General features: G+C 68.8%; 23 protein-coding genes and 2 pseudogenes. 10 read left to right on the top strand and 15 right to left on the bottom strand.

Annotated features, from left to right (window positions below):
* Positions 1-25: 25 nt before the first annotated feature.
* The gene (locus ACZ6Z8_RS13075; RefSeq protein WP_465609036.1) at positions 26-646 is read left to right on the top strand and encodes a TetR/AcrR family transcriptional regulator; all 621 of its coding nucleotides are present in this window, start codon (positions 26-28) and stop codon (positions 644-646) included.
* A 68-nt stretch (positions 647-714) separates the two neighbouring features.
* On the opposite strand, the gene ACZ6Z8_RS13080 is transcribed toward ACZ6Z8_RS13075, so the two are convergent.
* On the bottom strand, positions 715-1,404 hold the full coding sequence (locus tag ACZ6Z8_RS13080) for a hypothetical protein (RefSeq protein WP_465609037.1): 690 nt from the start codon (positions 1,402-1,404) through the stop codon (positions 715-717).
* A gap of 575 nt (positions 1,405-1,979) precedes the next feature.
* On the opposite strand from ACZ6Z8_RS13080, the gene ACZ6Z8_RS13085 reads away from it, so the two are divergent.
* Positions 1,980-2,147 (top strand): hypothetical protein, encoded by a 168-nt coding sequence (locus ACZ6Z8_RS13085; protein ID WP_465609039.1) that lies wholly within the window; start codon positions 1,980-1,982, stop codon positions 2,145-2,147.
* A 273-nt stretch (positions 2,148-2,420) separates the two neighbouring features.
* Here ACZ6Z8_RS13085 and ACZ6Z8_RS13090 read toward each other — a convergent pair whose 3' ends face one another.
* The 4 genes from ACZ6Z8_RS13090 to ACZ6Z8_RS13105 all read right to left on the bottom strand — a co-directional run bounded on the left by ACZ6Z8_RS13090 (position 2,421) and on the right by ACZ6Z8_RS13105 (position 6,277).
* Entirely contained in the window at positions 2,421-3,578 is a 1,158-nt protein-coding gene (locus ACZ6Z8_RS13090; RefSeq protein ID WP_465609041.1) for an IS701 family transposase, read from the bottom strand.
* 80 nt (positions 3,579-3,658) lie between these two features.
* Positions 3,659-4,765: an HNH endonuclease gene (locus ACZ6Z8_RS13095; protein ID WP_465609042.1), complete on the bottom strand. Its 1,107-nt coding sequence runs from the start codon at positions 4,763-4,765 to the stop codon at positions 3,659-3,661.
* 357 nt (positions 4,766-5,122) lie between these two features.
* Positions 5,123-5,593 (bottom strand): hypothetical protein, encoded by a 471-nt coding sequence (locus tag ACZ6Z8_RS13100; RefSeq protein ID WP_465609044.1) that lies wholly within the window; start codon positions 5,591-5,593, stop codon positions 5,123-5,125.
* 159 nt (positions 5,594-5,752) lie between these two features.
* Positions 5,753-6,277: a P-loop nucleotide/nucleoside kinase family protein gene (locus tag ACZ6Z8_RS13105; protein WP_465609046.1), complete on the bottom strand. Its 525-nt coding sequence runs from the start codon at positions 6,275-6,277 to the stop codon at positions 5,753-5,755.
* An 88-nt stretch (positions 6,278-6,365) separates the two neighbouring features.
* Here ACZ6Z8_RS13105 and ACZ6Z8_RS13110 point away from each other — a divergent pair, with 88 nt between their 5' ends.
* Both ACZ6Z8_RS13110 and ACZ6Z8_RS13115 read left to right on the top strand, forming a co-directional pair.
* Complete coding sequence (locus tag ACZ6Z8_RS13110) at positions 6,366-6,668, top strand: hypothetical protein (protein WP_465609048.1); 303 nt, start codon at positions 6,366-6,368, stop codon at positions 6,666-6,668.
* Between the two features lie 72 nt (positions 6,669-6,740).
* Complete coding sequence (locus tag ACZ6Z8_RS13115) at positions 6,741-7,853, top strand: hypothetical protein (RefSeq protein ID WP_465609049.1); 1,113 nt, start codon at positions 6,741-6,743, stop codon at positions 7,851-7,853.
* A 110-nt stretch (positions 7,854-7,963) separates the two neighbouring features.
* Here ACZ6Z8_RS13115 and ACZ6Z8_RS13120 read toward each other — a convergent pair whose 3' ends face one another.
* The gene (locus tag ACZ6Z8_RS13120; RefSeq protein ID WP_465609051.1) at positions 7,964-8,479 is read right to left on the bottom strand and encodes a hypothetical protein; all 516 of its coding nucleotides are present in this window, start codon (positions 8,477-8,479) and stop codon (positions 7,964-7,966) included.
* Between the two features lie 26 nt (positions 8,480-8,505).
* Here ACZ6Z8_RS13120 and ACZ6Z8_RS13125 point away from each other — a divergent pair, with 26 nt between their 5' ends.
* Positions 8,506-9,225: a hypothetical protein gene (locus ACZ6Z8_RS13125; RefSeq protein ID WP_465609053.1), complete on the top strand. Its 720-nt coding sequence runs from the start codon at positions 8,506-8,508 to the stop codon at positions 9,223-9,225.
* 72 nt (positions 9,226-9,297) lie between these two features.
* Here the strand turns inward: ACZ6Z8_RS13125 and ACZ6Z8_RS13130 are convergent, their stop codons facing one another.
* Both ACZ6Z8_RS13130 and ACZ6Z8_RS13135 read right to left on the bottom strand, forming a co-directional pair.
* On the bottom strand, positions 9,298-9,696 hold the full coding sequence (locus ACZ6Z8_RS13130) for a hypothetical protein (protein WP_465609055.1): 399 nt from the start codon (positions 9,694-9,696) through the stop codon (positions 9,298-9,300).
* Positions 9,697-9,870: 174 nt separating this feature from the next.
* Positions 9,871-10,419 (bottom strand): HAD domain-containing protein, encoded by a 549-nt coding sequence (locus ACZ6Z8_RS13135; RefSeq protein ID WP_465609057.1) that lies wholly within the window; start codon positions 10,417-10,419, stop codon positions 9,871-9,873.
* A gap of 107 nt (positions 10,420-10,526) precedes the next feature.
* On the opposite strand from ACZ6Z8_RS13135, the gene ACZ6Z8_RS13140 reads away from it, so the two are divergent.
* The 3 genes and pseudogenes from ACZ6Z8_RS13140 to ACZ6Z8_RS13150 all read left to right on the top strand — a co-directional run bounded on the left by ACZ6Z8_RS13140 (position 10,527) and on the right by ACZ6Z8_RS13150 (position 13,032).
* A complete protein-coding gene (locus ACZ6Z8_RS13140; RefSeq protein WP_465609059.1) occupies positions 10,527-11,294 on the top strand; it encodes a transposase in 768 nt (255 codons plus the stop codon).
* Between the two features lie 266 nt (positions 11,295-11,560).
* Positions 11,561-11,959, top strand: coding sequence for a hypothetical protein (locus ACZ6Z8_RS13145; protein ID WP_465609061.1), 399 nt, complete (start codon positions 11,561-11,563; stop codon positions 11,957-11,959).
* 72 nt (positions 11,960-12,031) lie between these two features.
* A pseudogene (locus ACZ6Z8_RS13150) lies at positions 12,032-13,032 on the top strand (IS5 family transposase).
* Between the two features lie 1,120 nt (positions 13,033-14,152).
* Here the strand turns inward: ACZ6Z8_RS13150 and ACZ6Z8_RS13155 are convergent.
* Positions 14,153-14,368: a hypothetical protein gene (locus ACZ6Z8_RS13155; RefSeq protein WP_465609062.1), complete on the bottom strand. Its 216-nt coding sequence runs from the start codon at positions 14,366-14,368 to the stop codon at positions 14,153-14,155.
* Between the two features lie 109 nt (positions 14,369-14,477).
* On the opposite strand from ACZ6Z8_RS13155, the gene ACZ6Z8_RS13160 reads away from it, so the two are divergent.
* On the top strand, positions 14,478-15,422 hold the full coding sequence (locus ACZ6Z8_RS13160; RefSeq protein WP_465609064.1) for a hypothetical protein: 945 nt from the start codon (positions 14,478-14,480) through the stop codon (positions 15,420-15,422).
* Positions 15,423-15,466: 44 nt separating this feature from the next.
* Here the strand turns inward: ACZ6Z8_RS13160 and ACZ6Z8_RS13165 are convergent, their stop codons facing one another.
* The 3 genes and pseudogenes from ACZ6Z8_RS13165 to ACZ6Z8_RS13175 all read right to left on the bottom strand — a co-directional run.
* Positions 15,467-16,105: a VC0807 family protein gene (locus ACZ6Z8_RS13165; RefSeq protein ID WP_465609066.1), complete on the bottom strand. Its 639-nt coding sequence runs from the start codon at positions 16,103-16,105 to the stop codon at positions 15,467-15,469.
* Entirely contained in the window at positions 16,102-16,752 is a 651-nt protein-coding gene (locus ACZ6Z8_RS13170) for a TetR/AcrR family transcriptional regulator (protein ID WP_465609068.1), read from the bottom strand. The genes ACZ6Z8_RS13165 and ACZ6Z8_RS13170 overlap by 4 nt, the downstream gene beginning before the upstream one ends.
* Before the next feature lie 142 nt (positions 16,753-16,894).
* Positions 16,895-17,233 (bottom strand): annotated as a pseudogene (locus ACZ6Z8_RS13175) (transposase); the annotation flags it as partial.
* 317 nt (positions 17,234-17,550) lie between these two features.
* On the opposite strand from ACZ6Z8_RS13175, the gene ACZ6Z8_RS13180 reads away from it, so the two are divergent.
* Positions 17,551-18,447, top strand: coding sequence for a hypothetical protein (locus tag ACZ6Z8_RS13180; RefSeq protein ID WP_465609070.1), 897 nt, complete (start codon positions 17,551-17,553; stop codon positions 18,445-18,447).
* Between the two features lie 143 nt (positions 18,448-18,590).
* On the opposite strand, the gene istA is transcribed toward ACZ6Z8_RS13180, so the two are convergent.
* The 3 genes from istA to ACZ6Z8_RS13195 all read right to left on the bottom strand — a co-directional run bounded on the left by istA (position 18,591) and on the right by ACZ6Z8_RS13195 (position 25,556).
* Positions 18,591-20,228 (bottom strand): IS21 family transposase, encoded by a 1,638-nt coding sequence (istA, locus tag ACZ6Z8_RS13185; RefSeq protein WP_465609160.1) that lies wholly within the window; start codon positions 20,226-20,228, stop codon positions 18,591-18,593.
* 209 nt (positions 20,229-20,437) lie between these two features.
* Positions 20,438-24,703 (bottom strand): nSTAND1 domain-containing NTPase, encoded by a 4,266-nt coding sequence (locus ACZ6Z8_RS13190; protein WP_465609072.1) that lies wholly within the window; start codon positions 24,701-24,703, stop codon positions 20,438-20,440.
* A complete protein-coding gene (locus ACZ6Z8_RS13195; protein WP_465609074.1) occupies positions 24,693-25,556 on the bottom strand; it encodes a lipase family protein in 864 nt (287 codons plus the stop codon). Before ACZ6Z8_RS13195 ends, ACZ6Z8_RS13190 begins: the two co-directional genes overlap by 11 nt.
* Between the last annotated feature and the right edge of the window lie 1,014 nt (positions 25,557-26,570).

Genomic DNA, 26,570 nt, shown 5'->3' on the forward strand with positions numbered 1-26,570 from the left:
GGAGCGAACGATCTACAATGCAAGCGTGACCGAACGCAACCGTGGACGACCACGAGCCTTCGACCGCGACCGTGCGGTCCTTGACGCCGCTCGCCTCTTCTGGCGACGCGGCTACTCCGGCACCTCGACCCGCACCTTGACTGCGGCCCTCGGGCTTTCCACCTCTAGCCTCTACGCCGCCTTCGGCAGCAAGGCCGGACTGTTCGAGGAAGCGGTGCGGACCTACGCCGAGCGTTACCGCGAGATCTACCAGCAGGCTGTCGCCGAGAAGGACATCCAGACGGTCATCGAACGCATCCTCACCGACTCGGTCCACGAGTTCACCCAGCCAAGCGACACGCATCCCGGATGTCTCATCAGCAGCGCCGTGATGACCGACAGCACGAGCACGCTCGATACCAGCGCCTACGTCGCCGAACTGCACAGCTCGAACGAGCAGGCCCTCCTCGTGCGCATCGAACGAGCGGTCCAGGACGGGGAACTAGCCGCGGGCACCAACGCAGCGGTCCTGACCGGGCTCATCCAATCCGTCTGGCATGGATTGTCAGTGCGGTCCAACGTCGACACGGCTCGCGAGGACCTGCTCGCGACGGCACAACTTGCTCACCAGCTGATCTGCCAACAACTCACGTCACCAACGTCCTGACCCGCAACATCGCCCACAAGCGCACCCGCCCCTACCGCCCGCGGATCATCTTTTGGGCGGCCATACGGTCAGTTCAGAACCTCCGTATCCGTGACGGCATAGCCGATCTGGGCGATGTCCTCCGCGAGGTCGTCCAAGCTCACATCCGGGTTCAGCGACGAGACGACGCTCTGCGAGAGCGGGCGCAGGGCATAGACATGGCGCACAGCGACCAGGTCGACCGTGATCTCGTAGTACTCCTCGGCGAACTGCTGGTATGCCTCAGGCCGACCGTCCACCAAGACGTCGAACAGCCAATCGGCACCATCGGCATCCTCCCTGCCTTCCGAGGGAACCTCGACGTCCCCCGATCGCCAGGCGACGTCGGCCTGCTCGCGCCAGAAGCACACTGTTGCCCGGGGCGTCCCATCAGGCTCGCTGAAGGCCGGCTCCTCCACGCAGGAACGGAAGACCGAAGGGACCGAGTCGACCAGGCCAGGCCACGGCGCCAGAGGATCGTCTCGATAGGGGCTCATCGGCGACTCGTGGTCGAACCCGCGGGCATACGCCCCAGCTGCAGAGAAGACGATCGAGTACTCGTTTCCGCAGCCGTCCCGCATCGAGGCCATCTCCTCGGTGGGCGACCACCGGGAATCGAAGGAGTAGAACCGCGAGTCCCAGCCCGGGCTCAGGATGGCGTCCAGCATCGCCATGGCTCGGGAACGATCCCTAACAGTCGATATCTCCGGCAACCGGCGGGTCACTTCATACACAGACATGGCCTCATCCAAGCCGACACCAGTGACAATCCCGGCGCCGGCCCGGGGCAGGGCCCGATCGGTCAACGGTCAGCTCAGAACTACGTCCACAAGGTCGAGGTCGACCGCTCCACCCTGGCGCCCGAGCGGGTGGCCGCGAAGTTCACCGCCTACCGCGAGCTGTTCCGCACCAGGGTCCGCGACAACGACCCGGCCCTCGCCGACCGGGAGCCGGCCGACCGGAAGGTGCATTGGTGGCGCCGTACCTGGCCCACTCTCGCCGTACCTGACCGCGCACATCGACCGGTTCGGCGAGTACAGCACGCACGAGCACGGCATCCTGCCCGAGGCGTACGACCCGAAGCTGGACGTCGGCTTCACCCAGCTGCGCGACCAGGACCCGGCAGCCGCCGGCTTCGGCAAGGCCGCCTGACCGGCCGGTGCCGGGGCCGGGGTGGCATCAGGAGGGCCATGGACGACACGTGCGCGCCCACCCGAAATCCCGGACGGCCTTCGCGGGGATGACGGCCGCGGCGCCGGCACGGTGGAGCCGTCTTCTCCGTGATCAGGCGTGCAGTTGGTTCCACCACCAGGCGATGGTGGGGATGGGGGGCGGCTCGGTGCTGGCGTCGGTGGGCTTGTCGCTGCGGGCGACACACTGGGCGGCGTCGGGGGATGCCGGCCTGTCCGGCGGCCTGTTAGACCCGCTGCTCGGCGACCCGCTGATCAAGGCCGCCCACCTGCGGCCCGCCCTGACCGCCTGAACCGCCCACCTCACCGACCCAGCGGGGCGGACGTCTCGTTGCCAAACTTGCCGCCTGCCCCGCCAGCCATCACCTGACTAGTACTGCAACGGTGCTTACCGCGACGAGGCCTCAGCTCCTGCGCTGTGGCCTCGTCTCTTGTAGTGGCTGGTCCGCGCCTGTGTTGCCGTCGGCGGCGCCATCGGGACCAGTGCAGGACGTGGTCAATGCTGCGGCGGACTGGTCGGGTGAGACGCGTGATCAGTCGGCGGATCTCGGGGAGGGTGAGCCCTATCAGGTCTGGCGTTCGAGCAGGTCCGGCCCCTTTTGAAGCTGCTGGGCCCGCACGACAGTGAGGTAGGCGTGGGCGGCCATCGCGAGAGTGATGTGCCGGTACCAGCCCGGGTGGCGGCGGACCTGGTAGTCGTCCAGGCCGCACTGGCCCTTCGCGGTCTGGAAGCACTCTTCGATCGCCCAGCGGGCGCCCGCGACGGCGATCAGCTCGTTGAGCGTGGCATCGGCCGGCGCGTAGGCGATGTAGTAGGCGATCTTCGTGGGATCGGTGATGCTGCGGCGGGCCAGGACCCAGGGCTTGCGGTCGGGGCGGTGGAAGGGTCGGACCTCGGCACGGGCCCAGTCGTAGATCCGCAGGCCATGGGCGCCCTCGCCGCAGGAGCGGCGCTTCCACTTCTGCCGGGGCAGGTCAGCGACCAGGTCGTGCAGACGCTGGTCCATGGCCCGCCAGGTGACGACGGTGTCGTGGCTGGTGGTGGCCACGACGTGGAAGACGTCGGCCTGCTCGAGTTCGTGGCGCCAGCCCTTGCTGTAGCCGTAGCCGGCGTCTGCGGTCACCCAGCGGAACGGGATCCGGTCGTCGATCGCGCGGCGGACCATCGCCCGTGCGAGCTGGACCTTGGTGGCGAACTCGACCTCGTCGCCGATCCCCGCCGCCCGGCACCGAACGCGGTCGTCCGTCCAGGACGTCGGCAGGTAGAGCGCCCGGTCGATCAAGGTTCGGCCCAGCTCGCTGGAGTAGGCAAGGAAGACTCCGACCTGGCAGTTCTCGGTCCGACCAGCAGTGCCGGAGTACTGCCGCTGGACGCCGGCCGACCGCTCGCCCTTCTTCAGGAAGCCGGTGTCGTCCACGATCAGCACGCCGCCAGGATCCGCCAGGTGCTCGACGACATACTCACGCACGTCGTCGAGCACCCCGTCGGCGTCCCAGTCGATCCGGTTCAGCAGCCGCTGGATCCGGTCCGGGCCGCCGTGACCGGCCTCCTCGGCCACCGTCCACCCGTTCTTGCGGTCCAATGGCGCCAGTAGGCCCTGGATGTAGGCCAGCGCCGACTCCCTCGACTCGCTCCGCGCGAACCGGTGAGCAAACCGCTCATGCAGTCCGGCCAGCCCGGCCGACCAGCGACGAGCATCGACCTCGGATATGTCCCCACCCATGAACGGTCCAACGAGTGAACCCAATAACCGTTACGGTAAGCACCGTTGCAGTACTAACCCGGCCCGCCTTGCGCGACAGCTCACTCACTCATCGCGGCAGTATGCCGGTCATGCGCGACTGTAGACAGCTGCTCCCGCAGCTCGTCGGCGCGCGCACCCACCGTCTTGACCGCATGGCAATTCGGGCACAGCGCGACCATGTTTCTGGGGTGGTCCTCGCCACCATCGGCGAGTTCGTGGACGTGGTCGACCTGCAGGACCGGCTTGCCTGAGGGCGTAACCTCGCGGAACTCGGGGCTCGCGCAGCGCGGGTTCTCGCACCATCCGCCGCAACGAGCCAACACGAGCGCCTTGGCCAAGCGGCTGCGCCGGGGTCGGGTGCCGTGGGTCACAGCCTTCCCGCCGGCACGGCGACCCTCCAGAACGTGCACGCGCTCCCGGTACTGGCCAGGCGGCACGGCTTTAACGGAACGGGTAGGGGCCGGTGCGGGCGCGGTACCGGGAAGCGGGCCAGATGGAGCCTGAGGCCCCAGGTGGGCCGCTGTCTCGATGAGTGCTGCGGCAGTCGCTTGAGTTGGGATCGGCGCCCTGACCTGCGGATTCGCCGGGGGTTGCTCTTCTGGCGCGGAAGCCAATCTCGGCGCCTCACCGCCGCGTCGCGCCGCCTCGCGGCGCAGGACGCCCTGCAACCGATTTGTGTATCCAGCACGGCGAAACGGCGCGGCGATATGCCGGGTGAACAGCTCCACCGCTCGGTCGGCCCACACCACAGGCGGTGCGCCTGCCATCGACGCGACTCCGCCCCATGTGCCCCAAGGTAAGGCGTCCTGGCGGTTGACGATGCTGACGAGACAGTTCGTCCGCTCCCAGGGCTCCGGCCGGTAAGGGCCGTTCCAGTAGCCATAGACGCCCACCCCCCACTCCAGGGACTGGCCCATGGCGCGCGCGAGGTCATGCTCGCGCATGCGTAGGCCACGGATGTCCGCAACGAACTCAGCCCGGTCCGGGCGGACGCGCAGTTCGATCGCCAGAGTCGTGTCACCGCGTATGGCGAGCAGGACGCCCCCGCCGTCGAAGCGCGTCACGACCGCGTTGAGAGAGCCAGGCAGAATCTCGACCTCGTTGCCCAGAACTGCCTTGAACAACGACTGGCGCTGCTTCGCGCTGCTGCTCTGTCCGCCGTGCACGGACGCCCCCTCTGCATGACCATAGTCGGTCCGGAGATCGTTTCGGCGCCCTCGGCACGAGCCTGTTTGGTCCACATGCGGGCTGACGCCGGGGATGGTCGGCAAGATACCGGCATCAGCTCTTTGGGGTGATGGGTTTGCCGTTTCGCTGACGGACGGTGACCTTCGCCAGCCGGGTGCCTTTCCTGGCAACCTGGCATCGCGCCAGCCCGGAGGTGCAACTGAGGCCTCAGGGTCCACGGCGCTCAGGGCCTGGTGGACGGCCGACGGTCGGGCCCAATACGGTTCGACCTGCTCCGGCGGGAATGTAAGGGCGACACGCTCTTACCAGCCACCGGTTTCCGATGTGGGAAAAAGCTAGGTAGACCGTCTCGTGAGTTGGTCGACTGTCAGGTCGGCCCGGACACGGACGTTCCGGGGCCGGTGACGGTAGCGCCCGAACTCGGGGCGGTCCTGGTCGACGAGGATCTCGACGACGACCTCGGGGACGACGGGCAGGTAGGAGACGGGTGGGCTGCCGGGCAGTCCTCCGACGGTGCCGGGAAGCTCGGCGAGCTGTCCATCGGCGGCAGGGCGCAGCTGGGGTGCGAGTTCGCGCCGCAGCTCGGGTGTGAGGGGAAGGCTCACGCCGACCGCGCGCAGCCGGCCGTCGGGGTCGGGGCGGGAGAGGACGGCGGCCTGCTGGTTGGGGTTGGCGGCCGCGGTGATACCGGTGATGACGCCGCCCTGCTCGTTCGCCAGGCCCTGGACCAGGGCCTGATCGACGCCGCCAGCCTCGTCCGCCAGCCGAGCTGACGCTGCAATACGTCCACCGACGGGGTGCAACACAGGTGCAACGCAATGACAGCGTTGCACCCATGACCTGCGATAACGCACAGGGGTTTGGCCTTGGGGTCGTTTTTTGCACCCCCGCGTTGCACCTGGTTACGAATCACCGGTTGGACATCGAGCGGCACGACACCGGCCTTGCTTGAGTAACGCAGTCGCTCAGCTCTTGACCGCCTGTGCGATCTGCAGTGCTGCCTGGGCGGGCGTGAGGTGCGTGGTGTCGACGACCTCAGCCTCGGCGTGCAGCCACGTGCGGGCCGCCTCGGCGTAGGGCTCGAGATACTTGAGGCGGAACGGAGAGTTGGGGCCGACAACAGTGTCCCCCGCGATGCGTCCGCGGAGGGTGTCCTGTTCGGCGTGGAGTACGAAGTGCCGTACTGGAATGTCATGTTGGGCGAGGCCCGTGCTGATCTCGCGCCAGTACTGCTCGACCAGGACAGTCATGGGCATCACCAGAGTGCCGCCGGTGTAGTCGAGCACGAGGCGAGCGGTCTCGACTACGAGTGGCCGCCACGGCGGCCAGTGCTGGAAGTTGTCCGTCACGGGCAGCCCTGGCGTGATGTCCATGAGCGTCTCGCCGACCTTCTCGGCGTCGAACACCCGTGAATCCGGGATCAGCTGCTGCACGAGTGCGCTGGTCGTCGTTTTGCCTGCGCCGTGTGTGCCGTTGAGCCATACGATCATGGGCTCGACGCTATTGCTTCGCGGGCGGTGGGAACCAGCGCGGCAGCGATTCGGGACGGCTTACCAGGCCCAGGTCCGCACCAGCCGCGTGCGCCTGGAGGAGGGGGACCGGGTCGAGCTGCTGGAGCCGGTGCGCGCGTCGTGGATCGACGAGGACCTGGCGGCCGAGGAGTACTGGGAGGAGGACGCCCGCGTCCGTGTGGACGTCCCGGCCGGCACCCTCGGCGTCATCACCCGGGTCCGCCGCTACCCGACCCCGTTCCCGTACGTCGTCGCCTTCGACCGCGGCCCCGAGTGCGGTGTACGCCACCACCAGATCACCCGCTGCGCCGACCAGTCGCTCACCCCCGCCGCGCCGCCCACGCCGACCACCGAGCCGTGGAGGCGCTGACCGCCCACCACCCGCCACCACCCGGTGGCGGCCGCGTTGAACCGCTCAGCCGAGAAAAGGGGAGGCACCAACATGCCAGAAGTTGTGAAGCCGGTGCCGTCCTACACCTGGTGGGGCGAGGTCCTCGACCATCTGCGCACCACGACCCAGCTCGCCGCGCTGGACCTGCCGCGCCAGGCGGCCGGCCCGGTCCGCGCCACCATCAAGACCCGCAACCCCGGCACCGGACGCATGGACGAGTTCGACCTGTACGACGTGCGCGAGTCCGTCCCGACCGCGGCCACCGCCGCGCAGCTCCTCGCGGCCGGCGCGCGCCGCACCACCAACACCCGTACCTGCGAGGACTGCGGCGCCCACCCCGACACGCCGTGCACCCCGGCGGCCGACGGCCGGGCCCTGTGCGGCACCTGCGCCCACATCACCCGCCTGCGCACCCGCCAGGCCGAGGCCCGCGCCGCGGCCCAGGACGTCGCCGAGACCGCCGCCCGACTCCTGGCCGACGAGCGCCTGGCCGTCCTCCAGATCGACTACACCCCCGGCGAGCCCACCGCCGCCGGAACGCCCCGGCCGCCGGCCGCCGCCCGCCTCACCGTCCTCGACCGCACCGGCGCCACCCTCTACGACCGTACCGTGCGCCTGACCGGCCCCCGCACCCCCGGAGCCCCGGAGCCCCCGACCACGCCATCAACCCCGCCCCCACCCTCGACTACCTCACCAACCTCCTCGCAGAGCGCACCGTCGTCCTGTGGACCCCCACCGACCTCGACCCCCTCTACGACGCCCTGCGCCGCCTCAAGCTCAACACCGCCCTGCTGCCCGAAGGACGCGTCAACAGCCTGCGCCCGGCCGCCAGCCAGTGGCGCGACGACCTCGACCCGCGCACCGGAGAACTGCGCCGACCCACCCCGCCCGGCACCGCCGACCGCCCCCTCCTCCTGCTCCGGAAGATGTCCGCCGACGCCCTGCGCCTCGACCCGACGGACGAGCACAACGACCCTGACCGGAAGCGGTGGAACTACCAGCTCACGGGTGGACCAGGCACACCCCGGGGTCTCCGTGATCGTCACGCACGCCTACGCCACCTCGGTCGAGGACCCGGTACGCCTGACCAGGAAGAAGCACGACGGCCACCTCTACGGCGACGGCCTGTACCGGATCGTGCGCGTCGAGGAGGAACGGCCGTGACCAGAGGGCGCCGCAGGTTCTGACCAGCCACAAGGCGCCGGTCACCACCAGGTGGTCGGCGTCTTGTGCGGGGTGTGAGGGGCGCCGCTGTCGGCGGCCCACCCGGTGAGCTACATGAACTCGATGCAGCCGGCCCGGTTGTTGAGGTTCAGGTCGCGCACGTAGACGACGTCCGCCGGGTCGCCTTCGTAGTGACGGATGCCGCGAACGCCGTTGAGGTCGGGGTATCGGTCCGGGTGGTCCGAGCTCGTTGAGCCGGGGAAGAACACGACGTACTCCCAGTCGCGGTACTTCGTGCCCGTGTCCCTGCACGCGCTGGGGTAGAGCCTGATCGCGGGGACGTCCCGGTCCCTGGCGATGGCGGAGCGGCCGAAGTCCTCGCCGTTGTCCTTCGTCAGGTGAACCCAGGTGCGGGATTCCGTCCTTCGCTTGTACACCCAGATGTCCCCGTTCTTGTTGCCGTTGTAGTCCTCCCGTTCGTAGAGGCAGAACGCGTCGGATGGGCAGGCGCCGGGCCCGTGCCCGCGGGCCTTGTACGTCTGGTCCACGGACGCGGCGTCGGCGCAGTGGGGGACGGCGACGGCCAGCAGCAGCCCGGCCAGGCAGGCGGTAGCGATCTTCTTCACGCCCCGGTCAACGAGCGCGCGCAGGATTGGTCATCCAGGCCGAGCCACCTGCTGCGCCGGGCGCAGGGGATCACGAGGAGGGCGAGGGCGAGCCCGACGACCGCGAGCACGGACTGCTCGGCGCCGTCCGCAGCCGGGTCCGCCGCCAGGCGGCCGGGATGACCCTGGAGAACATCCAGCAGGCCCTGGAGCAGGCCCGGTTCGAGGAACGCTGCGCCGACCGGCACGCCGACGCTGGCCACGAGAGCGCCTTCGTCACCGCGGCCGACACCTGCGCCGAGTGGCAGCGCATCCACGACCACACCGCCGCCACCCGCGCCGAGCGCTATGACCCCGACCACGACACCGCCCTCCAGCACGCGCTGCGCCGTGAGCGCCACCAGCAGGACGTCGCCGCATGCGCCCGCGAGGCCGCCCACCAGGCCCGCCAGACCACCGACGTCGCCCACCGCCGCCTGGCTGGCCGAGCCGCCGAACCGCTCTACACCGCCCTCAACCGCGCCGGCCTCCACAACCTGACCGACGACGACCACCAGGCCGTCCGCGACCTCACCCGCCACCTCGACCCCGCCACGCTGCGCCAGGTTATGAGCCGGCTGGAGCGCACCCGCACCGCAGCCGTCGCGCTGCGCGGTAGCGAGCCGCAGCGGCCCGCCCGCCAAGGCCCGCCGCAGCCAGTTCTGACAGACCCTCGGGCCCTCCGAGCCCGCCGCCGCGGTGCGCGCCGGACTGGCTACCGGCCCTGACCCGGCCGGGCGGGGGCGCGTGAGAGTGGGTCAGGGGCGGTGCGCGCCCCGCCCTTCGGTGGATGGTTCGGTTCAGGAGTGGATCTGGACGGTGACCTTCCACTGCTTGGTGGTCGAGGGGCACTTGGCGCCGGCCTTGACGGGCTTGCAGGTGGCCTGGGCGGTGATGGTGGCCGTTGCGGGGTCGAGGGCGTCGAAGGTCGCGGTGACGTCGCCGTTGGACATGGTCCTACCGCTGGTGCGGTGCAGGATGTCGGCGTTCGAGGACGTGGGCACCCGCCACTCCCAGCGCAGTCCGGCCTGCTCCTGGACGGTGAGGTTCACCCGGAGCGTGTCGCCCTGGGCGGTGCTGACGTTCTGGTTGGCGCTGGCGTTGGTCAGCGTGGTGGTGTTGGCGAACGCGGGCGGGGCGGCGAGGACCAAGCCGGCGAGGGCGGCGACGGCCGGCAGGCAGTGGTGGGTACGAATCATGACCGGGCCAACGAAGCCGGCGAACGCGGGACACGGGGCCCGCCCCGGCTGGCCCTGGTCTGCCGGTGGTTGACGGTAAGCGCACGCGCCCTATCACTGGCGCGGTTTATCTAAGGGTTGTCCCGTAACGATCACGTGACCGTGAGGCTGTCCGCGCCACGTGATCCGTCGGTGTCAGCGCAGGTTGGTCGCCCAGTCCGACAGGGTGGCGAAGTCGGCGGCAGTCAGCCCAGTCCGGGGATCCACCTGATGCAGGAGGGCTGGGCCATCATGGTGCGCTTGGGCCCACGCGCGGTCCGCATCGGTGATCTGGTCGTCGACCCAAGCGAACGGACGGCCTTGGGCCCACGCGATGATCTCTGGTGTCTTCCAGAACACGCCGCCTTCCGGCTGGGGCCGAGGTTCTGACCAGGCGATGAATGGCATCTCGGGCAGCCGCAGCAGGGGCGCAAGGAAGTCATTGGCCTCCTCTTCCCATGTCGTCGCCCAGACAAGGTCATAGGGGAGCTTGGCCAGCGCCGGCCCATGGTCAGGGTTCAGCCAGACCCGCAGCGGCTTGACCGGTTTGTTGGGCAGCCCCCACGCGGTGAGCCGACGCCGCTCGGCCGCCTCCCACCGCGGTGTCAGCAGCCGGTGTGTCCCGTAGCCCTCGGGACGCCTATACGGCTTTGCCGCGTACGGATTCAGCGGTCCGTCGACGTCCACCAGCAGCACCGGCCGCATCAGCCCACCCCCTGAGATCGTTTCCGCACAGTACCGGCCAATGATGTGAAGGCCCAGTGCATTTCCTCGTCGCACAGGCTGCCGACCTACGGTGAGATGATCTTGTTGTGGCTGGTGTGATCACGGCGTCAGAGTCGTCTTGGATAGCCCCGTTCACCGGGCTGAGCCCGCACGACTTCCGCAAGCTGATGACGGTACTGCGTCGCGAGGGCGCCGACACGGTGCGGCCCGGTCGACCGTGGAGCCTGCCCTTGGAGGACCGGGTGTTGCTGGTCGCGGCCTACTGGCGAACGAACCTGACACTGCGGCAGCTGGCCCCGCTGTTCGGGGTCTCCAAGTCGGCGGCCGACCGGATCATCGACCATGTCGGCCCGCTGCTGGCGCTCAAGCCCCGGCAGCGGTTCCGCAAGGACACCGTGCTGATCGTCGACGGCACCCTGGTGCCCACCCGCGACCACAGCATCGCCGAGCAGTCCAAGAACTACAGGTACTCCACCAACCACCAGGTCGTCGTCGACGCCCACACCCGCCTGGTCGTGGCTATCGGCAAGCCCCTCCCTGGCAACCGCAACGACTGCAAGGCCTGGGAGGAGTCCGGCGCCAAGGCCGCCGTCGGCAGGACAACCACGATCGCAGACGGCGGCTACCCGGGCACCGGCCTGGTCATACCGCACCGCAGGCCGCGCGGTGGCGAGCTGACGGAGTGGCAAGCCGAGCACAACCGTGAGCACAAGCAGGTCCGCGCCCGCGTCGAGCACGTATTCGCCCGCATGAAGACCTGGAAGATCCTGCGCGACTGCCGGCTCAAGGGCGACGGAGTCCATCACGCGATTCTTGGCATCGCCCGCCTGCACAACCTGCTCCAGGGCGCGTAGGGAGTTCGCCGGGCGGTCACAGCAACCTTGCCTCGATCCCTTTCGAAGATCAATTACGGGACAGCCCTTAGGGTCGGCTCGTTTTTGCAGGTCAGACCCTCAGCTCGCGGTGAGTCACATGAGAATGGAACGAACCCGCCACGGGATGGTCTGGGGCTCTGCGCGGCCACCCGTCCCTCGTTCGAGTGAGCGTCGCTGATCATGACGTCGGATGTCGTCTCTTCCCGTCCAAGCTGGAACCTCACCCGCCGACCGAAGGAAGACCCATGTCTGACGCCGTGCTCAACCAGCCCAAGATCGTCCACAACACCGAGGGCGACTACCACACGTTCGCGACGATCTCCGAGCAGTCGGACGGCAAGCAGGCCACGGCGTGGGAGGTTCCGGCGGGTCCCGTGACACTCGGAGGCGACCTGACCATCGACCCGAAGACGCACGACGCCACCCAGACCCTCTACGCAAAGCTCCCCATGGTCGGACGGACCAACCTGGGCACGGCCAAGGGCAACCTCAAGGACGGGCTCACCACGACGTTCGACATGCGGGGCATCGTGTCTGGGACTTCCACCACCTACCTCAAGAACAACAACGAGGTCTGGGCGAAGTTCACTCTTACCGCCTTCGGCAAGACGTACACGGGCGACACCCGTCTGTTCAACCTCTAGGGCACGTATTCGTCGTGATCAATCTGCGCGATTCACCTTCAGGGCGGGTCGTGATCCGGTAGACCGTAGTGCGTGACGCGAGCGCAACTGACGGATGCGGAGTGGGCGTTGATCGAGCCGTACTTGCCGATCGGCGAGTACGGCCCCTACCCGGAGCGGCTGCGGCAGCAGTTCGAGGGCGTGATCTGGCGATTCCGGACGGGCGGGCAGTGGCGGGAGATGCCGAAGGAGTTCGGTGCTTGGTCGACCGTCTCCAATCGGTTCCGGCAGTGGAGGGACGCCGGCGTATTCGAAGCCCTGATGGAGGGCCTGATCGCGGAAGCCGCGAAGCGCGGCGAGACGGACTTGTCCCTGGTCAGCGTGGACTCCACCACCGTGCGGGCTCACCACGACGCCGCCGGAATGCACCTCGACACCGACACCATGGCCGCCCTGGAGAAGGCCGCCGACGAGGCGGAGAAGGCTCGGCAAAAGGGGGCGGCCCGGAGGAACAAGACGGGCCGGACGCCCCAGACGACCCGAAATGGGAAGAACGGCGACGCATCCGGCGTCGGCGCAAGCTCCGCCTGAAGGCAGCCCTGCTCGGACGCTCCAGGGGCGGGCAGACCAGCAAGATCCATTGCGCAGGCGACCGCAAATGCCGCCCACTGGCCCTCATGCTGACCGAGGGCCAGGCCGCGGACAGCCCGCAGTTCATCCCCGTGCTGAAGAAGGTCCGGGTCCGCGGGCCCGTCGGCCGTCCCCGCACCCGGCCGGACGCGGTCGCCGGTGACAAAGCCTACTCATCCCGCGGCAACCGTGCCCACCTGCGCAAGCGCCACATCAAGGCGGTCATCCCAGAAAAGAAGGACCAGAGCTCCAACCGGAGGAAGAAGGGCCGCCGGGGCGGCCGGCCGGTCAGCCACGACGCCGAGCTCTATAAGGAACGCAACACTGTCGAGCGCTTGATCAACAAGCTGAAGGCATGGCGAGGCATCGCCACCCGGTATGACAAGACCCCGGAAAGCTACCTCGCCGGCCTCCACCTTCGTGGCGCGATGATCTGGATCAAGGACCTCATCCAGACCCATTGATCACGACCGAATACGTGCCCTAGGACACGGTCACGACAACGAGTCATTGCCCCCGGTCAGCCCCACCAGGCCGGGGGCAATGACGTGTCCGTGCCGCTGGCCTACGGACAGACCCCTGACGCGGCGTCCACCGTGCCCTGACACACACCGGCCCAGGCGGGAGGCCCAGCCCCGGGAACGGCCCTTCCCGGACTCCTGATGTAGCTCCTGATGCCGCACCCCCGCGCCTGGGGCGCGGGGTGGCGTCCTGGCCGAAGGCCAGACCCGCGGAGCGGGTCCAGGACGGGACGGCCGGTGGTGGGCCGTCCTGCGGCTCCCGCCCGGGCCGCCGTCGGTGGAGCCCCGCCGGCGAGTGTTGGGTGCCTCGCGCGCGCCATGGATGGGCGTTTCCCCGGCCGCCGTCCTCGCCGCCGTCCGGGGGTCCGGGGCCACCAGGCCGCCGTCCGGGTCGCTTGGGTCGCTGAGCCTGGTCGATGTCGTCGGTTGATGCCTCGCGTGTGGCATGGAGTCGTCGACAGCCGGATCCCCGCGGCCGCCCGCCGGGCCGCCCCGCCGCCGTCCTTTCCGCCGTCCTACCGGCTCGGTGCCCGGCGGCGGGGTGCGGGTGGCCGTCAGGCCGCCGTCCGGCGGCGGGTGCGCCGTCTGGAGAGGGCCTGGGAGCCGCCGGGACCGCCTCGGCGCCGGCCGCCAGGCCCCACCGCGAATACCGGACCGGCCCTTTTTTTCGGTGGCGCCGTAGGCGACACCTCCTAGCCTTTCGATGGGTCGTCAGGGCCCCGCTATCGCCGGAGGCTCTGCGCTGTTTTCTGGCTCTTGTGCTGGACCTGTGGGTCGGGTCATGTGACTTGGCGGTGGGGCAGGGCCGGGCGGTTGCCGCCGAGGCAGAGCATGACGAGGGCGATGACGGCGTCGGCGGAGCGGAAGCCGAAGCCTTGGCGGATGATGGCCCCTGCGGACGTGACGCCGGACCCTGGCCGGGGCGTGAGGGACCAACCTGGTCCCCTGATCGATGGGAGTGTGGTCAGGGACTGCCCGAACCGGGCGTACGAGCGAGTCCGGGCCGGTCCTGTCCCCGCCCGCCCACCCGGGGACGGCACCGGCCGCTGGGGAGTACGTACGGTCAGGCTAGGGTCCGCTCCAGCCAGTCGAGGACGACGGTGTTCCGCAGCTGCGGTGCCATGGGCGCGCAGTGGTCGCCGGCGCCCTGGGCCGTGGTGAGGACGGTGTGCTGTTTGGGACAGCGGAGGAGGTCGTACAACCGGCGGTCCTGGCCGGGGACGAGGCTCTCGGTTTCGTAGCCGAGGACCAGGGTCGGGCAGCTGACCAGGTGGGCCACGTCGTCGCAGCGGAACCGGCAGATGGTGCGGGCGAGTTGCCAGAGGTCCTGCGGTGCCCGGCCGGCGCGCGCGTCGTGGAGGAACCGGGGGCCGAAGATCTGGGCGCGTTTGGCGAGCAGCGGGGTGGCGGGGGCCGAGCTCGGGGAGGACGGACTGCTGCCAGTGGCGGTTGACGGTGTCGCGGTCGGGACCGTCGGCGAGTCGGCGCCAGACCTCGGGCCAGGCGAGCCAGTTGTCGACGGCGCCGGGGTCGGCGACCGCGGCGGCGATTCGGGGTTCGAAGGCGGCGGCGCGGATGGCGAGGATGCCGCTCATGCTCCAGCCGACCAGTGCGATGCGGTCGGGGTCGACCAAGGCGGACAGCGGAGGCGAGAGGAGGTGATCGACGACCGGGCGGACGACGTGTTCCCAGTCCGGGCGGAACGGGATGGCGTGCTCGAAGAGCAGGCTGCCCTGGCCGGGGCCTTCCAGGATCAGCGCGTTCCAGCCGCGTTCGACCGCGGCGCAGGCGCCGAAGGCGTAGAGGTCGATGCTCTGCGCGTCGCTGCCGTTGACCAGGACGACGGTGGGTCGGTGCCGGGGCCGGCCCGGAGGGGTGAGGAGGTACGCGGGCAGCCCGAGGACCTCGTGGTGCTTGTGGTCCGTACGGTCCTCATGGTCCTGGTACGGGATGCGGAGCCGCTGCACGGGCGGGTCGAGGAGTTCGCCGGCCCGGTGCCAGCAGGCCTGCATCTCGGCGAAGACGGCCGGCTCGTCGGCGGGCCGGGCGCTGCCGAGGACGGAGAACAGTGCCAGGGAGAAGTACTTGGCGGCCCGCAGGTAGCCGTCCCTGGCAGCAACGGGACGGCCGGAACGGAGGGCGGATTCCGCGGCGGCGGCGGTGCGGCGGCCGAGGGCGAGGAACCCATCGTGGTAGCTGCGGCCGGACAGCCCGGCCCGGTTGATGCGGTCGACGGCGGCCAGGACCTCCCCGGCCTCGGCGGCCCGGTAGGCGGTGGCACCGAGCGCGGTACGGGTCTGGAGATCGAGGTTGGGCTCGGGGAAGAGCCGTAAGCGGTCGAAGGAGGCTGTGGTGGTCAAGGGAAGGTCCCGTTCGGTCAGGCCCGCAGGCCGTGGCGCTTGGTGTACGCGAGATGGAAGAGGAACAGCGGTACGGCGATGACGGGCCAGCAGGCGTGCATGGCCGCCGGGGCGGCGTCGACCGGCAGCAGGTAGGCGAAGGCGAGCTGGGCGAGGGCGTTGAGCAAGCTGGCCGCACCCCACACCGCGGTGAGAACCCGTAGGCCGTGCCGGAAGCCGGCGTCCTGGTGCCAGCGGCCCTCCCAGGCGCGCAGCCCGTCCTCACCTGCCTTGACCTGTACGAACGAGCGGAAGACGACCATCAGGGCCGGGCGCCCGTAGCCGACGGAGGCGAGCAGCCAGACGCCGATCAGCCCGCCGAGCATGCCGGTCCAGGCCTCGCGGATCAGCAGGGTGCGCGGATCGCCGGTGAGCGTGGAGAGGACGAGTCCTAGCCCGATCATGCTGAGGATCAGCAGGGCGAGGAAGTCGAGGCGGCGGGTGCGGACCAGTCGTACGACGATGGTGGCCGCCGGTACCGCGGCCGACCAGAGCAGGGACCACCACTGGTCCACGCCCGCGAGACGCAGCCCGTAGTAGACGCCGAGCGGCAGGACGAGGTCGAGGAGTAGCGGTAACAGGGTGTTGGCCCGGCGGGGAGCGGCGTGGACGGTCACGACGTGCCCTCGTTCCGGGAGTTCCGGGTGGCGAGGCCGAATAGGGTCACCAACTCGCGCCCGTAGGCGCGCGGGTCGAAGTAGTCCCCGACGGCGAGCCGGTTGGCGGCCGCGTCGATCGAGGCGCGGATCGCGGTGGCCATCGCCTCGGCGTCGAACGGGCGGAAGGCGCCGTTGCGCTGGCCGTTCCGCAGGTGCTGCACCAGCAGCGCGACCGGGGTGTCGAAGCCCGCCGAGCTGACCAGCGGACTGCCGTCCTCTCGGCGGGCGCTGGCGAGGACGTCCACCAGCGCCCGTACTTCGACGGGGTGCTCCGCCAGGAACTCGAGGTTCGCCTCGATGTAGGCGGCCAGCATCGCTGCCGGCTCGGTGTGGGCGCGGATGCGCGGCTGCATGGCGACCCGTGCCTGCTCCTGGACGGTGTCGACCAGGGCCTGGAAGAGGTCCTCCTTGTCGGCGAAGTGGTACGAGATCAGCCGCACGCTGGAGAGTTCGGCCCGTTTGGCGATCTGCGCGAACGAGGCGCGGGCGTAGCCGAGTTCGGCGACGGTGGCGATCGCGGCGGCGACGATCTGGGCGCGCCGCGCGTCGGTGATGAAGCTCCGGCCGCTCTCCGAAGCGGCGGCGTCCTGAGGTTTTACTCGCATGAGTAAAAAGTAACACGGGTAGGCAAAAGCGCGGGCGTGCCTGTCGGTCGGGTCATGTGAGTTGGCGGCGGGGCAGGGCCGGGCGGTTGCCGCCGAGGCAAAGCATGACGAGGGCGATGACGGCGTTACTGACTTCGGCTCGTCAGGGTGAGGTTGGCGTGTCGAGGGTCAGGCCGCTGCCGGCTATGAAGCCGTCGAGGGTGTCGGGCCGGTACTGCAGGCGTTTGAGCCGGTTGCGGACGAGGGCTTCGAGGCGGTCGAGGGCCATGACGGCGAGGTTGGCGAGGCTGCGCTTGACGTGTGCCCAGACCCATTCGACAGGGTTGAGGTCGGGTGAGTAGGCGGGCAGCAGAAACACCGTCAGCCAGGTGCGCTCGGCGATCAAGTCACGCATGGCGTGGGAGACGTGGGTGTTCAGCCGGTCCCAGACCAGCACGATCGGCGCCTTGACGCGGTGGTGGACGCCGTCGACCCGGGCGATTGGCTTCGTTCACGTGAAGTAGCAGCGTTTGATCAGCAGTGTGGGCAGCAGTTGGCGATCTTGAGTGCTGCAGATGCTCACGAGAAATGACGTCACCGTGTCGGTGCCACCGGAGTGCAACAGAAGCGGACCGCGCTGTTGATCACCGGTCGTTAGACTCCCGGGGTTCGCGCGTACGGTGCCGGCCCGGTCGTTTGATCACGTGGTCGGCGAGTGGAGGGGGCTGTGGTGCCCGAAGGCCAGGCTGGGGACGATGGCCGCTGGGCCAGGTGGCCGGAGCCGTGGGTGGGCACGGATGCCGACATGCGGACGGCGTCGTGGACGCGATCCCGCGGGAGGTCAAGGACGGGTTCAAGTACGACGAGATCCCTTGGCAGCGGTTTCCGCACTTCTACGGCCCTGGCGAGGAGATCCCTGTCCGCCTGGCGGTGCTCGCCTCCGGAGACGCCGAAGCCGCCCGCCGGGCTCTGTGGCAGCTGTGGGATCACCTTCACCACCAGGGCAGCACGATCGCGGTGGGAGCACTGGCGGTGCCCTTCCTGCTCCGGATCGCGGCCACCGGGTCCCCCGAGCTCCGCGCGGAAACCCTTTGCCTGGTCGCCGAGATCGCCCGGTGTCAGGCATTCGGGGACGGTAGGCGCGAAGGACTCCTCAACGTCGCCGAGGATCCAGAGGACGCGGAGGGCACCACGATGTGTCCGGTGGACTGGACGATCCAGGCCGCCCGCACCGCCATCACCGCCGACCTGCACCTCCTGTTCCCTTTTCTCCCCAACCCCGATCCCGAAGTCCGCTCCGCCACCGCCTTCGTCCTGGCGACGGCAACCGGCGAGATCCCGCGCATCTCCTCCGCCCTGCACAACAGGCTGGCCGTGGAAGATGATCCGGCGGTCCGGGTGAGCCTGATCCTGGCAATCGCCCAACTTGCCCGCGAAGACCAGGACGAACACGCTCCCGCGTGGGCCCGGGCCCTGTGGTCGGACGCCGCCCAGCCGCTCGAGACGCGCGTCGGTGCTGCCCTTGCCTGGCTGTGCCTGGTCGATGACCCCGTCCCCGACGAACTCCGCACCCTCCTCACCGACCCCTGCACCGACCAACTCAGCGAGCTGTTCCAGCAGGTGCCATGGCTCCCCCCGGTCGACTACTACGGCAGCGGGCTGCGCCGCTGCATCCACGAAATGCTCACGCCGGACGTTCCCTGGAACAGTGCTTGATGGTCCTCCGCAAGGAGGGCGGAGGACCATCACGGTGGAGCCTTCAACGGTCAGCCGGCCTTGGCGGGTGCTTCGGCAGGCGGTGTCGATGGCCGTGGTCGCGGCCTGCTCGGTCAGGTTCCGCTGGCGGGGCAGCATGGCGGTCATGGCGCTTCTCCCTCTCGCAGGTCACCGCCGCCGGCGCGGCGGTGTCGGAGCAACTGGTCGTAGTGGGTCACCGAGGGCAGCGGCCTGGTGTCCGGCGGAAGGCGGTTGAGCTTCCACTCGTGCAGGAACGTCACGGTCGCCGCCCCCGGACCGGCAACTGGCCGTGGCGTGGGGACGTCGACGGGTTCGTCCTCGGTCTGGGCGGCCTTGCGGGCCTCCAGGGCGACCGCGTCCGCAGTCACGGCCCCAGCCCGCAGCGCGGTGGCCAGGCCCGCGACGACGTGCTTGTGCGCGAGGTGACGGCCCAGCAGCAGCACCTCGATCAGCGCCCGGGTGCCTTCGGCGTCGCCGTGCGCCCGGACCGCCGCGGCCCACCAGGCGTCGTGGACCGGGGTGAACTTCCCGGCGGAGCGGGCCTGGTCGAGCGCGGTCGCGCAGGGGAAGGCGCCCGGCTTGCGGACCAGCACCTCCAGGTAGTGGTCCAGCTCCAGCCGGCAGCCGCCCTTGGCGATCAGCCGCTCGTGCCGGGCGACCTCGACGTTCCTGTCGTAGACCACCAGGCGGGAGGCGTGCAGCAGCACCCGGACGCGCTTGCCGATCAGACGGACCGGCACCGAGTAGCGATTGGTGCGGACCGCGATCTGCCCGTAGCGGTCCACCCGCGGGGTGAACACCCGCCCCGTCTCGAACGGGTCCCCCGGCAACGGCAGCAGCCGCGCTCGCTCGTCCTCGAAGCACTCGTCGACCGTCCGCGCCCTGGACCCGATCCGGCGCCGCCCGTCGTGCCGGTCCCACTGCTCGACCAGCTCGTTCAGCTCCGCCAGCGAGTCGACCTCCGGCACCGGCACGAAGTGGTTGCGGCGGAAGCAGCCGATCTGGCCTTCGACGCCGCCCTTCTCGTGGGCGCCCTCGATGCCGGGCCGGCAGTAGAAGCTCTCGATCCCGAAGTGCGACTTGAAAGCGATCCACCGGTCGGCCTCCACCCGCGCCCGGCTCAGCCCCAACACCCGAGCGACGGCGGCCTTCAGGTTGTCGTAGCGGACCTTGCTCCGCGGGACGCCGCCCAGCGTCCGCAGCGCGTGGACGTGCCCCTCGAAGAACGCCTCCTGGCCGCAGGACGCGAAGACCTGGTGGACGGCCTTGCCCGAATAGGACAGCCGGAAGGAGAACAGGTAGCAGGTCACCAGCTCGCCGGCGAGCCGCACCGTCACGTCGCCGAAGTCGACCTCGGCCTCCATCCCGGGCTGGTGGGTCTGCGGGACGAACGCCTCCAGCGGAGCCTTGCCCGACTCCACCAGAATCTGCGGCTTGCGGTCCGCGACGTAGCGCCGGACCTGCTGATAGGAGATCTCCGCGCCGTGCTCCTCGACCAGGCGGTGGAAGATCCGGGTGACCGTGTGCCGCTGCTTGCGCGGCGCATCCAGATCGGCTCGCAGGATTCCGTCGATCACCGCCTTGTACGGGTCCAGCGCGGTCGCGCGCGGTGGGAGCTTCTTCCGCGGCTCCGGCCAGACCGAGTCCACGGCCTTCCTGATCGTCCGCCACGACACGTTGTACTTGCGCGCGATCTCCCGCAGCTTCATGCCGTCCCGGTGGTTACGCCGGATCGCGGCGTACAGCTCGACCTTCGACATCTGCGGCATGACCAGGGCCTTTCACCAGGGGCACTCCCGATGCTGACCTGGCAAGTACCCCGGTGACGTCGAAACTCGTGAACATCACCCATCCGTGGTTCGAGGTGACTCCCAAACTCGTGAACAACTGACGTCACGACTCGTGATTAAAGCCAAGGCTGCGGTTGCCGGAGTGCCGCGTTGGAGTTCTTGCACGTACAGGACGGCCCCTAATTGAAGGAAACCGCGTGATCGTCCACAGCTTCGATGAGAGCGACGCCGCGGACAGTTCCGACAGCGAAGCGACTCTCTTCCAGCACAGCCACCGATGTCACCGCAGCGTCCAGCCCCACCTTGGCCAAAGGCTCGCCATTGAGCCGCCAAGCGCGCAGCTGCCCATCGGTTCCACCAGTGACGAAGCATGCCACTCCGCACCAACTACCGCATACCGTGGCGGCGATCCTCCCCTGATGAGCGGCGACAAGGCGCATCACTTCCTGGCCACTGGTCGGAGGCCAGATACAAAGTGTCCCGTCCTGACGCCCTGCCGCCAAGTGCCCGTGACCAAAACTCAGACTTTGAATTCGGCCGCCCGCCGATCTGCCCACGGGCCGTCGTGATGGATCCATAACCGGCCATGCGCGGATGATGCCTTCGCCGGCGGCCGCTGCCACCCAAGGCCCTTCGGGCGTGTTCCACGCTGTAGCAGCCAACAGCGGTTTGTCGCTCCAGCCGTGGATCTGAAAACGCCGCCACCCGAGGTAAGGGTCTCTGCTTTCAACTTCGTCTCCGGTTTCTGCGTCCCACAAGCGGCAGAGATAGAGGGGGCGTCCATCGATGTCTGACGTCATCGCAGTCGCGAACAACGTGCAGCGCCCGGATAGATCCAGGGGGGTGAGAGACGAGATGTACTGGCCTACGTGAAAACGGACCATCTCGGATCCATCGACAGCATTTAGGATGGTGATATGCTCATCTGCGGACCCGATGGCGATATTCTGCCTGTCATGGATACGAACCAGTGCCATGCTGCAGATGCCAGAGCCGGTCATCCGGCGTACGAGGCGCGGTTGCGGACTGCGAACGTTCCATTCCCGGACTTCACCGCTACGCGTGGTCGAATAGATCCGATCATCGCTTGCGGCCAGAAAATCTACGGCGTACTTATCGAGGCGCTCCTGTGGTGACTCGCACAACGTTGCGGATTCCGCCGTCACATCCCGTATGTACCAGAGCCGCAGCGTGTGTGCCGCGCTCACCACTGCGTCAGGCCTCCCATGAGCGCTGATCGGTCCGGCCCAGGTCGCATAATCGTCGCATTCGACGGCGCTTCCATAGCGTACTGGCTCGAATTCCCCCAGTGGAACATTCATCGGCACCAAGGCGCCGTTACTGCAAAGCAGTCCTTCTCCAGGCGTGGTTTGGAGTACGGCAGTAGGGTGCGGTGACACCTGTCCCGGCAGTGCACGGAATTCTCCGTTGGCTCCGAGGCGCCACGCTCTGGTTTCGCCGTTGCTCGTGATCACAACGACTGACCCTTCAGCTTGCAGGGCGGCCACCAGCCTTATGAGGCGATTGTCGCTCGGCCCCTCCGCATACAACCGCAGTTCTGGAACAGTCCACGCGCGAAGGCAGGGCATATCACCTGGGAGCCCCGGGGCGACCGGATAGTGGTCGCCGCCGGAGAGCAGAATGCTGTGCCCGCCGATCTGTGCCACTGCGAGAGAGTAGACGATCGTGTGCGCCTGGTCCTTAGTGCGGACCGGTATGAGATCGGGTATGCGCCACAGTCTGATCGCGCCTCGGCAGTCCCCGGTGGCAAGCAGGTCGGAGTGCGGAATGCCGATGGCAGCCGTGACGGCGTCCGGATGGGCGCCCGCCCGCTGCCTCAGTCGCCGTAGGCCGGGAACGCCAAGTAGCGTGAGGCTGCCGTCCTGATGCCCCAGGGCCACCAGCGGCGAGGATCCGGGCAATACCGTCAGTGAACGGATCGGTGAACCGAGGAAAGCACGCGCCAACCGCTCCCTGCGCTCAAGGTGCCAGACTTCCACCTCCTGGTCTACGGACAGCAGCGCGACCGGTCCTTCCTCGGTCGGACACACGTCCAGCAGCCCGCGTTGGGCCCCAACCTCTGCGATGGTCTGAGCAGGTGTCGGCCGGTTCCACCAGGTCCACAGAGCCCGCCAATTGCCGATCGCTGCCTGCCGGACCGGATCGGACAGCGCGTCGGCCAGGTGGTCCGCGCCGACCTGAAATGCGGCCAGTTGGAGTGCGCCCGTGCCCTCACCGAGGCGCGGCAGCGCGCGGCGGTAGGCCTGCCCCACTCGCTGCGCCTCCACCGTCATGGCTGAGCCGAGAACACTCAGCAATGAGGCGGGGACCAGCGCGCAGAGCAGGTCCGGGTCGCACAGAATCTGGTCCAGTTCTCCGGCTCCGGCTGCATGGATGGCCAGGTGGCTCAGGGTGTAAGGGTGGGCTCGGGTCCAGTCGCGGGTACCGTCGGCATGCAAAGGAACGCGGGATACCAAGACAGCGGTGAAGGCCCTGTGGATGGCGACCGGGTCCATGCCCTCGCAGAGGAACTCGGCCATGGCCTGGTGATAGAGGCGGTAGACGGAGCGGCCGGCTTCGGCGACCTCGATGACGTAGGAGCCGGCACTCTCGCGCAGCCAAATCAGATCCTGATCGGTGTACGGCTGGCCTGAGATCCGTGAGGCGAGGGGGGCCCAGATGTCTTCCCAGGGCAGTCCTCGGCCTTCTGCGTAGGCGAGTGGGCGGAGCAGGTCGCGGGCGCGTTGGGCGTCGTCGCCGAGGCGGGTGTACAGGTCCTGGCGCATGGCGTCAGCGGCGAGGCGTGGCAGCGTGGCCTGCCAATCGGGGTCGCTGGGGTCTGCGGCGTGCTCGGCGGTGGCGAGGGTGCCGCTGGTGATTCGGGCGACGAGGAAGGAGGGGAATGCGGCCTTGGCGACAGCGCGTGCAGTATCGAGGGTGAGAGCGTCGTGGCCGAGGTATGGGCTGTCGGGGCTGGCGAAGCGCAGGCCGTGGGCTGCATAGTCGGTCAGGGCGTCAACGTCCGCGTAACGGTCGGCGTCGAGGTCGACGGCCTCCTCACGGTTGAGGCCCAGGCGGCTGAGGAGGTGGGGCTGGGTGCCGATGAGCAGCCGCAGCCGACCGCGGGCGTGGGTGAGGAGTTGGCGGAGGATGGAGGAGCCGAGAGTGTCGGGGGTGGCGGCTTCGTTCAGGGCGTCGACGATGACAGTCAGTGGACGAGCGCGTTTCGAGAGTGCATCGAGGAGTTCGCCGACGGTAGCCGCCTCAACCTGGGCGGCGGCAGCCATGCCCTGGAGTACTTGGTCGTCGGTGAGGTTCTGGGCGTAGATGGCAACATCCACCGCCTCCGGCGGCGGAATGGCCTGGGGCGGCAGGGCGAGGCGGTCGAGGGGGACAGTGCGGTGATATTCGGGATGGGTCAGGGCGGAGATGAGGCCAAGGACGGCTGTCTTGCCGGATCCGGGTCCACCGGTTACCGCTAGTGCGGGCCGTGCGGGGTCCTGGTGCTGCAGCCAGTCGGTGATATCAGTCAGGGCCTGGCGTCGGCCAGCGAACCACCATCCTCCGTCTGTGCCTTGATAGCCCATGGCCGGGCCCAGCATTCGGCTGTGGAACTCGACATTGCGGCGCTCTGCCTGAAGCTGCCAGGTGACGGCCTGCTGAATGGCAAGGTCCACGTCCGTGAGCCTCGGGTCGTACCGGGGGTTGGGCAGGAAGCCTGGCACGCAGCCGGTCAGGCCGACCGGCGTCCAGTTGATCGTTTGAAAGGGAGGACGGTGGGGGTTGGCGTTCATGGCCTCGATGACAGCGTCCAGCGCCAGAGTGGCGGGGGCGTGCCCGGCGGTACGCAGGCTGTGGACCGCCTCGGTCAGAAGACGCGGGAAGGCGGCGACCTGAGCCTCCTGGCTGGGTTGGGCAGAGTTGACCACGACGAATCCGCTCCCTGGAGCGCCCTCCCACTGCCGGGGTCTGAGCGTGAGGGCCGCGGCGGCGATATCGCCGCCGCCGTGCCCCGAATAGCAGGTGTCCAGGAGCAGCAACATCCGCCGGATGCGTGTTTTGAGGAGCATCTTGCGGGCCAGCTCAACGGTGGGCAGGGCGTCGTAGAGATCTTCGGGGTCGGTGTCGGAGGTGAGCAGGACGTGCTCACCCCCTTCGTCGAGGATCTCGCCGTGTCCGGCGATGTACACGACCACCAGGTCGTCCGGACGGCGCTCCGGCGAACGGCAGAAGTCACGCAGGTACACGGTGAGTCGGTTTTTGGTCGGATCCAGGCCCAGGTCACTGACGTGCTCGTAGCCCAGCGTGCCGGTGAACAGATCCACCACCTGCTCAAGGCCTCCGACCAGGTCACGTTCATCCCACTGCGAGGCCTTGGGGTAGTGCGTGATCGCGGTGGCGATGAGGAGCCTGCGGGGGGCACCCGACTCTGAGTCAGCAGCCATGGAGGCCTCCGGCCATCGCTGTGCCGGTCAGTGCGTCCGTGAGGTAGGAGGTCGCGTCATGCGCGTGGCTGCCGTTGTGGACCACGACCGACGCGACCTGCCGGCCAAACAGCGGGCGCAGATCCTTCTCCAGCGCTACAACGTCCCCGTCGTCGACCACGTTCGTCCAGATCAGGCCGCTGGCGCCGGGCCAAGTAGCTCCGTTGGTACCGGGCGAGGGGTCGAGGCGGTCGTAGATCAGGCTGCGGATCCCCAGCGGTGAGCCGAGGGTGATCAGCGCGCGGACCCGGTGTCCGGACAAGGCACACAGTGCTTCGTAGGCCGCTACCGAACCCAGCGAGTGCGCCACGACGACTTGGGTGTCCGCCCCGATCGCAGCCGTGACGCGCTCTCGCACGCTGCTACGCAGGTCCGGTTCGGTCAGGTAGCGGCTGACCTGTTTCAGGTCGAAGACGAGCGATCGCAGCGCGACGTTGGCGAAGAATCGCGAGTGGGACAGGGCGCGCAGCCCGGCCTGCACCGACCCCGGAGCCCGGGCCAGCGTCTTTGTGTCGGGCGCCACCACGTGCTCATCGGTCGCTGCCGCCCGGGCCCACCAGGCCAGGAGCAGCTCTGTCTCCAGCCCGTCCTGAACGTCGGCGGCTGTCAGCAGCGGGTCCCCGACTGCCAGCGTTCTGCCCGGCGGCCTGAACAAGTCCCCGTAGAAGGCCATGCCTACATCCGCGTCTGCCAGCACGCACGACGCCTGGGCATGGTTGAGGCCGTCCTTCAGCGCAGGAAGCCAGTCCTTCAGCAAAGACCGCTCGCCCGACCGCTGCTTGCCGATCCCGTGCACGCACACTACGCGGGCCACAACACCGGCCCCCTTCAATCTGCGGGCAGCCAGTCCTCCAGCCTGAGCGACGGCGCGACGGCGATTCCGCCGGAGGACCCTGTCCACGGCCGAGTCTGGTCGGGAATTCGGTTGGGGCTTCAGGCACAGCCCATCCGTGCTTACCTTCTTGCGCCGCTTTCCAGCGTGCTCCTGCCAGCCCCTTCGCGCATGCCAGCATTCCATTTGCCCTGGCCTTCGTCCGGGGCTGATCGCCGCGTGCCGAATAGCCGCCGCATGCCCCCCGGCCTGTGACATTGTAGGCGGGGCTGGCTGGCGGCGTCTCCAGACTGGGAGCAACTGGCTGCATGACTTTCTTGATTCCATACGAGCCAGAGTCCTACAGAGCTCACCGCTGAGGTAACGGTGCGCACACACCGACGCCCAGTCCTTGCCATCAGGAGTCAGCGATTGCGCAACACCCACCCACACGGCCAGTGCTCACTTCATCGGGATTCCGGCGTTTCCGCAGGAACCAGTGAGCGCCGAAACGCGGATCCTACACGACTCATCCGCCTCACCGGCGCCCCACGCTTCGGGTGCCAGACTCGCCCCGAACGACCATCGCCACCGCGGACACAGCAGCCACCAGCCCGCCCTATGCCGACCGCGCAGTACGGTCGCACCGTGAGCGATCAGCACCTGAAGCCCCTCCACCACCCGTCCATCTCCCTGGCACCGGACGCCACCCAGCTGCCCGTCTAGGACCTCGTCTACGAGCTCGCCGACGCCACCGTGCGCACCGGCGAACCAGAGCACGGGCAACGGCTGCTGGTCGAGCTGGAGCGCCGCGGCGACCACGCACTGTGGGAAGCCGCCCTGGTGTGCCTGGGACCGCTGTCCTCCCGCCCCGTCTACGGCCTTCCCGAGGAAGCCGGCGTTGACCGCCTGCGGCAGACCGCCCGAACCACGCCCGACGCGGTCACAGCCTTGGTGCTCGATCAAGCTGGCAGGGGACGCCAAGGCACACGAGGTAGACCCGTAATGAGGTCGACT

This window comes from Kitasatospora sp. NPDC101108 (assembly GCF_055584725.1).